We start from the raw sequence: 13,041 nt of genomic DNA on the forward strand, positions 1-13,041 counted from the left end.
CTTAAATGCTGAAGGACTTGATAACTCAACTCTTGAAATTGAAATCATGTCTCAAAAAGATGGTGTAACTCACTTCTTTAAGATGCAGAATAGAAAGTTTCTTGAAACATATAGAGCTGCTACTCAAACGGCTGCACAATTTAATGAGAAATATGGTTATGTTAAGACAAAGCCAGTTTATACAACAGTAACTAAGACTTTCATTGCAGATGCAATCCCTGAAAGTGATAAGCCAAAGGCCCTAAGAATTGCCTCGAACCCAATGTTCGCAGGTGAGTTCGCGGCAGCTGCTGGTGCAGGAGCTGGTGCTGCTGTAGAAAACTTTGCAGTGGCAAAGGTTTGGATTGAAGATGGTTGTATCGTTTGTAATGCATGTGAAGGAATCTTCCCTGAAGTTTTCGAAGTAACTGATGATACATGTCTTATTCGTCCAGATGCTCCTCTTGATGACGGTCTAAAGATCCTTGAAGCTGCTGAAGCTTGTCCTACAGAGGTTATTAAATTTGATAAAGCAAATTAATAAATTCATCACTTTATAAAGTTATTGGCCCTATCTTCGGATAGGGCTTTTTTTTGCTAAAATTCTTAGATTATATTACATCTTATTTCCATCTCTTCTTTTGCTTCCTATAATTTTCCCTATCTAAATAAAAGGGGAAATGATGAAATATCTATTTATGACGATGATTGCATTGGCCGGACTTTGTGCTAGCGCGGCAGATCTCAACTGTTATGCTCAAAGAGAGTGGCTTGATAATAATGGAAATCTTCAAAAGGAAGCCCATGAGATTCCAGTTCTTGGTAAGTATCCTGGACTTGTGAAGCTAGAGTTAGATCTTGAAGATTCTTTCTATTCGATTAATGATTTCGAAGGGTCTCAAACAACACTCTCAATTGTATTTCCTCCAAACTACACGGTAGGAACAGTTGTAAGAACGACGATTACAAGTGGTCAAACTGCTGTGGTTAATTCAGTGAACGGATCAAATGTATATAAATTAACTTGTCGTCGCTAGAAAAAGAAAGGGCCATATTCATGGCCCTTGATTGATAGGATGTTAAGGTAGGTTTATTGTGAGTATTTTTCAAATGTCTTTGTTAGCAAGAGAAAGATATGATTACTGGATTCATAAGTAAAATATATATAATTGATTAGTGTATTAGAAAATGTTATGTATGATCTATGAACTATAAGAATCTACAAGCGTTTTTCTATGTCGTAAGCTCAGGAAGTTTTGTTAAGGCTTCTGAGGTTGCAGGAGTTTCCCAACCAGCTATTTCTAGCAGTGTTAAAAATCTCGAGGATGAACTAGGCGTGGTCTTACTTGAAAGGAGTAATCGGGGGATTCTCCTAACTCAGGCCGGAGAGCGAGTTTATCAAACAGCTGTTCAGATATTTAGAGATGTAGAGGAGCTTAAGGCCGATCTGGGTCATCAGAATCATACCTATTCCACGGATTTAAAAATTGGGACAAGTGATGAAATTGCGAGTTACTTGTTGGCCAAGAGAATAGCACTTCTCAAAGAAGAGTTTCCCCTTGTCCGTCCACAGGTTTATACCGCACCTGCAGATGAGCTTCTAAAGAAGCTTAAAAAGGGGGAGTTGGATCTCTTAATTCTATTCTATACTCCTGAGCTTCCCGATGGAGTTTCAGAGCAAAAGATTCGTGATGTTGAATTTAAAATGGTCGTGAGTCGATCTCATGCACGTAAGAAGAGTGTTTTAAATAATTTTATTGGTTCACGCATTCTGCAAATTCATCGAATTAATAAATTTCCAGCGCTTTTAAAGCACCGTGAGGACTATCCTGATGCAGATGTCTACCTAACGACAAATAACATCAATATGCACTTACAGATGACATTACAGGGCCATGGGGTCTCAATACTGCCAAAGTTTGTGGTAGAGCCTCTGATTCAATCTAAGAAGCTTAAGGATATTTATCCTAAGGAAAGATTTGATTATGGGTTAAAGGTGGTGATGAGGAATAGTTTTATTCCTAGTCGGGTTTATAAGAGTTTGATTGGGAGTTTGGGTTAAAAAAAGGCCCGCTGGGAGGCGGGCCTTTGGGACTTGGATATTGGGTAAGCTTTTTATAGCTTTCCGTTAATTGACTCGTAAGTTCTTTGAAGTTCGTAAACTCCTTGCTTGTAGTCTTTTAGAGTTCTCGAAACAGTCTTAGTTGGCTTAAGCTTGTTTACTGATCTCGCGTACTCAGCATCGTTAGCTGCGATATCTTCAAGTTTTTCTCCTTGAGAGATCGCTCTTGGGAAAAGAACATCCATTGGCATCTTTTCCATTGCTAGAGAGATAAGAGCGTTAAGATCACTTACTCCATTCTGTGTTAATTGAACATCTGCAAGTGCGTTAAGCTCTGCTACTAACATATTGTTAAGCATATCTTCTCTTCTTGACTTGATTTCTCTAACCATACCATTTGGAGTGTATACAGTTGCCTGCTCAAGTTCATTCTTAACACCTTGGATAAGGTTCTTTTGAGCATCGCTACAACCAAATTGTGGTACAGCTTGTCCTCTTGTCATTTTACTAACCATTGAACATACAACAGTTCCCGTAATCTTTGGTCCGTAGTTAGAACGGATGTAGTTTACTAGGGCACCGAGGCTTACGTTCTGGTAACCAAGTTTAGCAAATACTGGAACTGATTCTGCTGTTAATAATTCCAGTGGTAAGTTTTGCTTAAGACTTCTAAGTTGCGATTGGTACGCTACTTTTTCAGCATCTGAAGCAGCATTTGCTTTCAGGGCCTGTAGGTGTCCAGCAAGACTCTGGTTATTTACTAAGTACTCTTGTCCAAAGTTTCCTGCTTCTGCAAGCTCTTGAATCTTGGCAAGTACAGTTTGAAGTTCTTCATCTGAAAGTAACTTCGCTTCAGCACCGTCTACAATTGTTGCAACCTGTGCTGTCATTTGGTTCCATGCATCTAATAAACCGTTGTACTCTGGGTTATTAGCATTCTCAAGTACAGAGTGCATTGTAATAAGTTTCGCTGAGTTGTGTGAGTCATCAGCATTCGCTCTGATGAAGTAATCTCCACCAGTGTACTGAATGAATGGCTCAACGATCTCAGTTTTATTACCTTGCTCATCTTCTTGTACAGTTACTTCTAAATCATCAGCATCAACTACTTTTTCTAGTAGGAAAGATCTTGAAGGACTTCCTACTGGGTCAGCTGTTGGAGCATCTAGGAATAGAAGTGCTCCGTATGATGCGTATGTTTTTACAATGTCAGACATTCTTGTTTCAAATACAGGGTTATCAAGTCTAATTAGGCTATTAAATCTGTATACCATTGGTGAAACATTGTCTCTTAGTACATCTTCAATTAGAGCTAGAACATCAGATTGACTTCTGTCTAGTCCGTATAGCATGCTAAAGTAATCAACATAACTTGCTCTTAGTGAGTGTCTTAGGTATCTCCAAGAGTATGATCTATCCATAGTCAGTGCGAACATTGCTGCGGCCTTATCGTACTCAGTACCCTTAACTTTTACTCTTGAGCTATCTGCATCAATACTTACTGATCCAGACCATTTCGTATCTACTTTGAAGACTACGTCTTTTTCTACCTTTACAGCTTTTCCAAACTCGTCAGTAACAACTTTTCCATTCTCATCTCTTTGGTCAACTTCAACTTTAGCAACCGCAGGGATAAATCTGTCAGATGGGTTCTTCGCTGGGTCTGCGTATGCAGGTGCCTCAGGTGTTCCAACTACTGACATGAAGAAGTCTTTTGCTTTAAATACGGCAGATAGAAGGTCATTTACTTTCTGCTCATTTCTCCAGTACTTAACTCCAGTTACATCATCTTCTAGTCTGTTGTAGATTAGTTGATATAATACTTCTTCGTTTAGCATTCTAAGCTTAGAGAATCTTCTCATGTTGCTTCTAATTGATCTACTTGATCCCCATCTCTTACTATTTCCTGGGAAGTAGATGTAGTTATAAAGCTTCTTGTACTGTCTGATCTCGTGATCAACAATCTCGTTGAATGTTGTTCCCCAATCGTGTCTTTGACACTGTGGAGAGTCTCCCGCTTCTTCATCAGAACAGAATTGGATTTCTCTTACACCGATCGCTTCAATTTCTTTCTTCGAGATCGTGTTTCTATTTTCTTTATCAAGGGCCTTGATAACATCGTTTACGTGAACAAGGTTACCGTACATCTTGATTCTTCCACTTGCATTTAATTGAGACTCAAGTGGTGCAAGTTGCGCTTGAAGTTCATTAACTGCATTTGTGTAGTGTACAATTTGCTTCCCAAAGTACTCTGGGCTTCTTCCCTGAGCAATCATTGTTTCAGCTTCTTTAATATCAGCAAGGATAAGGTTAATCTCAGCTTTCTTATCAGCAACGATTTGCTTCGCTGTTTTCCCTTTAACATCCATTGCTACAAATGATGTTACTGGTACTTTATTACCATTTGGAGCGATAACAGACTCTTTTGGTTGAGCTGTGACACCCTCAAGTTCTACAAAACCAGTGTAGGCAGCTCTAATCGCGTAAACATCATATGGCCCTAGTCCATCTTGTGTTGCGTGATCTTCAATAGAGTAGTCCATTACTGAAGAAGAAGTTCTTGTCGTTTCACCTTCATCAGCAAATTTCCAGTTTCTCTTATCAAATGTACCAACAAAGTTGTGTCTTAGACCAATGTTGTGACCAATTTCGTGAGCAAGAGTTGAGGCCCAAGTATCAACTAGAACATCGTTCTTCCCAAAGTCAGTCTTCGTTTTTTCTACAATGTCGTACTTCTCAGTCAGCTTAGACATAACAACATCTGATTCCATATGAAGACAGATAGGTCTAGCTTGTCCGTCTTCTGTACGAGCGTAAGTGCTATTTAGTCTTGACTCGATAAGAGCTTGTTTGTGCTCAGGGCTTCCTTCACCAAACTCTGCTGCGGCCATAATTGCTTCTCTATTGACCATCTTCTTATCGTGTAGTGCTTTGTAAACAGCATAAGTATTTTCGATATCTTTTTGAATCTTGCTCTTAGCAATATTCTTAAGAGTTACATAGTCATCTTGAGTTTCATTCTGTAGTCCAGATTGAATATCTTCTAGTTGATCCATGAAACGGTGATCTTCTAAGACATTTCTGTCTAGAACAAAGTTCTTTGTTGGTGCTTTTCTTGCGATTGCACTTGAAAGACTTTGAACTGAATCTGTTAACTCTGCAATTCCTGGAGCGAAAAGTGCTGCATTTGCTTTTGCTTCAGATTGAGCTTCTGCTGAACCTTCTGCATTGGCAGCTTGTCCAGTTTGAGCGTCTTGTGAATCAGCTCCTGCATCAGCTGTTTGAGCTTGCTCAGTTGCGTGAACCTTCCAGTTCTTAGGAACTTTCATGTCCTTGATCCATTTCTTCTCTGCTTTGGCAGCATCTACCATCCAGTCTAGAGACATTTTCATGTTTCCACCGTATAGGTAAACAGATGCACCTTCAACAAATCCGTTTCTTGGGTCGTGGTGTGGTCCACCAACTCCTAGAAGTCCAGATTGAGTTCCTTTAGCAATCCAGTAAATATAGTTTCTAGATAGGTCTCCGATGTGACCTTTTTCTTTAACTTCTAGACCCATATATTCTTTAGCATCATCAGAGATCGATCCATCATTTTCAATTTTTAGAACGATGACATCGCTTCTTCCTTCAAGAGGAGTTCCTTTGAATGCTCTTTTGAAACCTTCGTTCATGTCTTCGATAACTTTCTTCGTTGACTTGATAAGTTTCTCTCTAAGGTCTTTGTCTACAGCAGACATCTTCGATACTAATTTTCCATTGGCATCGTATTTATCTGATGGAATACCTGCAAGTACGTACTCGATCTGCTTCCCATTTCTGATATCAAAAATCATTGGAAGGTGTTGAGTTGATCCTACTGCGTAAGTATCGTCTGAGTAACCTTGAGGTACTGTTTTCTCTCCAGTGAATAGTCCATAGTTAAACTTCTTTTGAAGTTCGTATGGAATATCAATCATTGGCTTCGTATCTTTAGTTGTGTAACGCTTAAATGAAACTCTTTCTTTAATCTTAAGAGTTCTCATTGAAGTCGTATTCGACCAGTCTCTAACACCAGCACAGTCATAACTTGGGTTTGAGTTGAAAGTCGAAGAGATTGTAAAGTTCAGGTAGTCATCTTTACCATCAACTACTTGTTTTACATCAACAATATCCTTCGTACTCTCACCAGCAAAACACATTCCAGCGTTGAATAAATCAAGTGGAGAGTAGGCCTTTAGAGCTTGGTTTCTTGATAGGTCTACCACTGCAACAGCATTTGGATCATTGTGATCTGTGTCGTAGCTTAGTGGAACTTTTAGCTCCTTTCCATCTTCAGTAAATCTTTCGTATCTCTTATATCTAACTGGGTAGATCATAAGAGTTTCGTAGTCGGCCTCAGTTGTTCCTCTCTTTGAAAGGTTTGGCTTAGACTTAACAACGTGAACTTCTTTTTCTTTGAATTCGAATTTTACGATTTCAACGTTGAACCATTTTGAGGCACCACGTCCAGCTACTGCGTAGTTGAATACGTTTGGAGCATCTTCTAGTACTCTTCTGAAAGAGAACTCTTTTCCTTTAAACTTTGTCAGTTTAAGCTCAACATTATTATTTGTTTTGATATCTGCCACATCTGTTTCAGATGCAGATGAACCAGTTAGTTTAACAAACTTCGTTCTCGATGCATATTGAGTCGGGTAAGTTTCAACTGAAGCTGTTGTGAAACCATCGCTATCCTTTGTTGATCTAAAGTCAACATAAGATACTGATTGCTCAAGTGCTCTTCTTACAAAGCAAGACTGACCTTCACGTCCAACTTTCTTTGCCGTTTCAGCATTACACTTGTAGATATGTCCATTTCCTTCATTCAGTGAAAGAAGTCTCTTTTCAGATTGTGTTAAGTCACTTTCTGAAACAACACGACCTACAATTAGTTTTCCTGCGCTACGGTGAATAAGTAGTGGCTCATCAGCTTTGAATTGATAGTTATCATACTTTGACTTCTCAAGAAGTGTCGCATCCTTAAAAAGTACTCTGATTTCATTTCTATTCCATACCTTGTCTTCAAGGGCCGCTAGAGAGTAGATGTCCTGTCCTGAGCTTGCTCCAAGACCTTCAAGTCCACCTTCGTTTCTATCAAGGATATTTGAAACGTTGATGTGAGTTGCTTTATCTACATTCTTATTCGCGATGAATTTGAAGTTTGATGATCCAGCACCTTGCTCATCACCTGTTTGTAGGTAGAAACCGTGCTTGATATCAAAATCAAATGCTGGAACTTCTTTCGTGCTCTTATATTCAGACCCGTAGAAGTCTCTTACAAGAGTTCCCTCTGATCCTGGTTGCTCAGAGATATAAGCAACTAGTTTAGATTTCTCAACTTTAAAGCTGATCTTAAATTCTGCACCAGACTTTGTTGCTGGAAGCTTAAGGTCTTTAACGAATCTATTTAGTTTAGATCTTTGTGTTGTAACGACTTCATAGAAGTTAACATTTTGAGATGCCGTTAACTTAGAAGAAGTTAGCTCTGAAAGGTCTTCGTTTACGAAGTTTTCAAGTTCTGCTTTTGACCCAGTCTTAACAACAATTGTTCCGTTTAACTCATCTTTCTTAAAGACAGTGTTGTCCTTATTGTCGATGAAGGCCTTATCGATCTTGCTGTCTTTAGAGATCTTGATAAGTCTAGAAACTTTTGTGTCCTCTGAAGCAATGCTAGTTGAAGCAAGAAGTTCATTATTCTCATCTCTAGAGTACTTAAGACGTACGTGATCAATATCAGTATAGTAAACTGCTTTTAGAAGACAGCTTTGTAATTCCATTGCCACTGCATTAGCGATATCACCATCACAGTCTGCAATTTCTCTGATTTCATAGTTATTAGCGATAAGCTCTTTTTCTTCTTTAGTAAGGCTATCTTTGTTAATGGCCTTGTAGATATATAGTTCACTCTCGTAAACTTTTAGTCTAAGCTTGTCGTTATTCTTAATAAGCTCCGTTGGAGATTCTGACATAGCAAAAAGATTCTTTGCTCTTGCTCCTGACCAGATTTCTCTTTCTAATCTTTCTTTGTTGTAGATTTCTTGAGCATCTTCAAGTGATAGACCTTGAAGTCCAGACATCTTTCTATTTTGTGGAAGTGGCGTCACTAGGAAGTGTGATGCACTTGTCCAGTCAGCAGACTTGAATTGGATATAACGAGTTTCTTCACCTCTGTCGTTAAGTCTTCTTTTCTTAACACCAAAGTCTCTAATAGAGTATTGGAATAGAGGGAATTTCTCTTGTTTCTGTGCAAGGTTTGGAAGAAATGAAGTGTTTAGACCTTGAGTTGAGATCCCACCGCTAATTTTTTCAACATAAGCAACTAGGGCCGTTTCCGTTACATCAAAAGTAATTCTAAACTCAGTGTCTTCTGCTTCAGCATTAAGCTTTAGATCCTTTACTAGTTTCTCAAAAACACCATGTGATGATGAAACCACCTTAGTGTCATAGAACTTAGATGAACCAAGTGCTGATACTCCGCTAACTGTGCTAGCAGATGAAAGGTACTCAGTATTTTGTTTAACTGTCTTAACAATAACTTCTGCTTTAGAAGCATCTGTTACTGCAAGAGCGATTTCACTTGTGCTACTGCTGTCGTCGTATGAGAATACGTCAGATTCCTTTTCAGGAAGGTCTTTCGCACAACCCACTAAAACAGTCGATAACGCTAGCGCCGTCGCTAATGACTTGACAGTGTGTACTGCTAGTCCTTTTCTGTTTTGATTCTTTTTAATTGTCATTTTTTCTCCCAATATCCAAGTCTTAAATAGAAACGCTTAAAGTTGCATAGACTGAAGCTTTCTCTGTATCAAATAAATCAATTTCAGTATCTCTACCATTAGGTGCAAGAGGGGTGCCACCAATCGAGTAACCTATTGATAAACCAAATTTCTTTGGTAAAACAAAGGAAGTGGCCGCATCGAACGTCCAGACGTCACTTTCAGTGCCTCCGTACGTATAATTTCTTAAATATCCACCCTCAAGAGCTAAACTCATCCAGTTAGTCACACCGTAACCAAGTGACAAAATATTACCAACTGTCCATTCTCTGTTCACTCCGTATAGCCCGGCCGTGTACTCATGGAAGTTCTTTTTTACTAATGGAATATAGGCAAGTGAGAACTTCGATAAACCTAATTGAGTCATATCCCAGCTCACAACGGCAGATGCTGTCGTGGCAAATCTTAAATCAGCGTCCTTTGAAGACTCTGAAAAAGGAAGGGCTACCTTCAGTGATGGTCTTAGTGAAGTAAATGTATTGAGTGAGTAAGACTTATGTGAGTATGAAACTCCAAAGTCACCAACTTTCTCTTTTCTTTCACCGTCTGTTAAAGGCTTATTAAGGCTCGTTGAAACGCTGAGTCTTCCATCTCCAATCTTATTCTTTAAAGATAGGGAAGTTATATTACTTGCGCTGTGGTTGACGCTATCCCACTTGTAGAGATTTGTTGAGATAGTGTTTGCTAGTCCAATTGACCAAGTTTTAGACGTCTTAGCACCACTTTTTACAGCTTTGACCTTTTTGGCACTAGTGCTTGTCTCGGCCATGGCACCAGAAGAAGCAAGTAAAATTAATAAGATAGACCAGTTGATTTTCATCCAAGTTCCTTGTGTAATCCTTATCACTTTGTTTTGTTCCCATAATTATGCAATTGGAGTGCCAATATTTTGGGGCCAAAAGGTGACTATTTACCTCAAGGATATAGATAAAGAAGCCCCAAGTGGGGCTTTTTGTAAATTCTACAGATGTATTGTCAATGTAAAGTATTTAAATTAGGAAACGCTCATATTGCTCAGCGTTAAAAATGTCCTTGAAAGCGCTCTCATTCTCCTGCCAGACCTGCTTTAGCGTGATTTCATCACTTAGAGTCGGGCACTCAAATGTCATAACAGGACACTTCAAGTTAACTGATCCATATGTTCCTAGAGAACCTGGAGTTGGGTAGCCAATATCATCAGCGATTTCATAACCATTTCTTTCGGCCATAAACTTTGCCAGGTCTTCACAGTCTCCATTGTAATTCACAATTGGCTTCCATGAGTGAACTGTGAGGATGAGTCCTGGAGTGAACTTTTCAAAGAGTTTGATAAGGTACTGATTCTCTGGCTCACTCAGTGGTGCAGAGCCTGGAAAGTACTTGGCCTCTGAAGCTTCTGACTCCCAACATTCTGTATTGAGATTTCTGTTGAGATCAACTCCATGAGAGTTGACTCGAGTTCCCGCACGGTAACCGTCTACATTTAAGACAGGGATTACCACCATTGGGATTTCAAAATCTTGTTCTTTTAGCCATTGAAAGAGTTGATCTACAACGTAGACACCCTCAACCTCGTCACCGTGAACCCCTGCCATAAGATAAACATACTTATCTCCTTGAGTCTCACTTCGAAAGGCCTTGATCTCTGAGCCCTCAACGGAGCTGCCTGATCTTAATTCAGTAAAATTCATAAATTCCTTCTAGTTTTCCATTCTATATATTGCGCACTGACCACGTGTTTCTTCAACTTCAATTTCCATACATTTGAATTGGAAGTCAAATCTCTGCTTTGTCAGCTCATCAATTCTATTTGCGAGATAAATGGCCAGCCTCTCAGCTGAAGTATTCGAAAGGGGAAGGATCAGAACGTCTTGCTTTGGGATTGAAAAGCGCGATCCATCTTGTGGGAGAATTTCCCAGTTAGTGTCATCATCATTAATTTTTAAATGAGGATTGTCCCCCGGTAGGAGTAGCTTATGATCTAAGGAATCACAAACTTCTCTTACGATTGGTTTTATATCTAAGAAGTCAAAGACCATATCGCCTTCGAGATCTAGAGCATCACCTTTAAGGGCCACACGATAATTATGGCCATGCAATGGCTCCCTTGTCCCATCCTTGAAAATCACAAAGTGGCTAGCAGCGAAATTAAAATATTCTTTATAAACTTTAATAGCGTAGTTCACGTCTATTTCTCCTTAGAAACGGCCAGTATTCTAGCAATTTGACCGGCGTTCGTCTGCAAAAAAGTTTCTTACATGCATGTGGTCTTGGCGACTTAGAGGGCCTTGGGTAATATTAGAACCTAGAAAGGATAGCAAATGAAGAAAAAAACTATAATAAATGCTTTAATTGCACTTGAAGCGGTGCATACAACTGATGAACAGAAGGCCGCCATCGATCTTTTGACAGAATTAGCAGAATCGATCGAGGAACGTGAGTCAAAAACTGCGGGAATCTCCGGTGATGAATTCGGTGTTCCAAAAGAGGCCCTCGACCAGAATGCCTTCACTCTTTATAGTGATGGGGCTTGTCGCGGTAACCCAGGGCCTGGTGCATGGGGAGCTCTTGGGCAGGACGAAACAGGAACTTTGTTATTTGAGATCTCAGGAATTGATTTTAGAACGACAAATAACAGAATGGAGCTTGAAGGGGCCATCAAGGCAGTGGAAACTTTCATTGACCATCTTGAAGAAAATGATCTTCCTCTGACAACTCCTGTTTTTCTCTATAGTGACTCAAAATATGTCGTCGATGGTCTTGAGAAGTGGGTTCCTGGTTGGAAAAATCGCGGTTGGAAGAAGGCCGATAAGAAGACACCTGAGAATTTAGAATTATGGCAGCGACTTGATGCTTTAAAGGGGAGAGTTCCGCAAATTAATCTGAGATGGGTTAAGGGACACGCTGGTCATCCACAGAATGAAAGATGTGACCAGTTGGCCAATATTGCTCTTGATGAAGCAGGTGTTGCCTCAAGTTAAAAAGCTTGAAATAGAGTTCAAGGAAAAGTAACCTAATATAGTTGAGAAAAATAATTTTAACGGATTAAAGAAGATATTATGACAAAGGATGTTCTAATGAAAAAACTTCTAGCGCTAACGCTAATTGTTCCGACTCTTTTTGTATCTTGTAATAAAGAAGCAAAGATCGAAACTGACAATGACAAGGCCTTCTATTCAGTTGGTCACGCTTACGGAAAAAGATTTAAGAGTTTTAACCTATCTGAGCAGGAAGTAGCTGCTCTTGCAAAAGGTGTAACTGAAGGTGCTCTTAAAGACAAAACAGACGTTGATACTAAGAAGTATAGTGCAATGTTTAGACAAATCATTCAAAAGAAAATCGGTGAGAGATCTAAGATTGAAAAAGAATCAGGTGCAAAGTTTCTTGAAGCATTCGTAAAGAATGAAAAAGCAGCTAAGACTGAATCTGGTCTTGCTTATAAAATTATCGAGGCCGGTGATATGAAGAATAAACCAGCTCCAACAGATACTGTAAAAGTTCACTACAAAGGAACTCTTACTAATGGAACTGAGTTTGATTCTTCTTACAAGAGAAAGCAACCAATTGAGTTCCCACTTAATAGAGTTATTAAGGGGTGGACTGAAGGTATGCAACTTATTGGTAAAGGTGGAAAAATCAAACTTGTTATTCCATCTGAGCTAGCATACGGGGATCAAGGTGCACCACCAAATATCCCAGGTGGAGCAACTCTAGTATTTGAAGTTGAGCTAATTGACGTTACTCACGGAAAAGGCGGAGACCACCACGGTCACAATCATTAATGCCCGCGTCAAAATGCCAAGCATTTTGACGTCGGAGCTTTACCGTCACGCGAGCGTCAAAAAAACGCACCGAAGGTGCTTTTGACGCTTCAGCTGTGTGCGGAGACCATCTCCGCAAAAAAGTTCCACAAAAAATAAAACAAAAAAAGCCCTCTAATAAAGAGGGCTTTTCTATTTCCATAATTATGCATGATTTAAGAACTGCGATAAAAAAGGTGTCTAGCTAGATTCTATCTTCTTTAGCAATATTCTAACGGACCCTTTTTTCTATAAAAAATATTCCTTCTGTTTTTGTAGTTCAAGTTTATATATTTATTCACGAAAAGATATAAAGAGATATTTTGGAGTATGTGATGTTCAGCTTTTTTGTAGAATTACTGGCTCTTTATGTATTGATTAATTTCATTCAGTACTTTGCTAAAATGAAGAGTAAAAACTTCAA

Annotated in this window: 9 protein-coding genes; 5 read left to right on the plus strand and 4 right to left on the minus strand. The window is 39.2% G+C overall.

Annotated elements, in window-relative coordinates:
- The 3 genes from M901_RS17890 to M901_RS15740 all read left to right on the plus strand — a co-directional run.
- Window positions 1–520: ferredoxin (locus M901_RS17890; protein ID WP_021279212.1), on the plus strand; the 520-nt coding region annotated here is incomplete at its 5' end.
- Window positions 521–662: 142 nt separating this feature from the next.
- Window positions 663–1,016 (plus strand): hypothetical protein, encoded by a 354-nt coding sequence (locus M901_RS15735; RefSeq protein ID WP_021279214.1) that lies wholly within the window; start codon window positions 663–665, stop codon window positions 1,014–1,016.
- A gap of 167 nt (window positions 1,017–1,183) precedes the next feature.
- Window positions 1,184–2,041: a LysR family transcriptional regulator gene (locus M901_RS15740; protein ID WP_021279215.1), complete on the plus strand. Its 858-nt coding sequence runs from the start codon at window positions 1,184–1,186 to the stop codon at window positions 2,039–2,041.
- 53 nt (window positions 2,042–2,094) lie between these two features.
- Here M901_RS15740 and M901_RS15745 read toward each other — a convergent pair whose 3' ends face one another.
- From M901_RS15745 to M901_RS15760, 4 genes are all read right to left on the minus strand, one after another.
- Window positions 2,095–8,799, minus strand: coding sequence for a zinc-dependent metalloprotease (locus M901_RS15745; protein ID WP_021279211.1), 6,705 nt, complete (start codon window positions 8,797–8,799; stop codon window positions 2,095–2,097).
- 22 nt (window positions 8,800–8,821) lie between these two features.
- Complete coding sequence (locus M901_RS15750; protein WP_021279208.1) at window positions 8,822–9,658, minus strand: hypothetical protein; 837 nt, start codon at window positions 9,656–9,658, stop codon at window positions 8,822–8,824.
- A gap of 169 nt (window positions 9,659–9,827) precedes the next feature.
- A complete protein-coding gene (locus M901_RS15755) occupies window positions 9,828–10,508 on the minus strand; it encodes a M14 family murein peptide amidase A (RefSeq protein WP_021279210.1) in 681 nt (226 codons plus the stop codon).
- Between the two features lie 9 nt (window positions 10,509–10,517).
- Entirely contained in the window at window positions 10,518–11,003 is a 486-nt protein-coding gene (locus M901_RS15760; protein WP_021279216.1) for a 6-carboxytetrahydropterin synthase, read from the minus strand.
- Window positions 11,004–11,138: 135 nt separating this feature from the next.
- Between M901_RS15760 and M901_RS15765 the strand changes: the two genes are divergently transcribed.
- A complete protein-coding gene (locus M901_RS15765; RefSeq protein ID WP_021279209.1) occupies window positions 11,139–11,798 on the plus strand; it encodes a ribonuclease H in 660 nt (219 codons plus the stop codon).
- Between the two features lie 96 nt (window positions 11,799–11,894).
- Complete coding sequence (locus M901_RS15770) at window positions 11,895–12,599, plus strand: FKBP-type peptidyl-prolyl cis-trans isomerase (protein WP_081653500.1); 705 nt, start codon at window positions 11,895–11,897, stop codon at window positions 12,597–12,599.
- The last annotated feature ends 442 nt before the right edge of the window (window positions 12,600–13,041 follow it).

This window comes from Bacteriovorax sp. DB6_IX, from assembly GCF_000447775.1.
Classification (GTDB): Bacteria; Bdellovibrionota; Bacteriovoracia; order Bacteriovoracales; family Bacteriovoracaceae; genus Halobacteriovorax_A.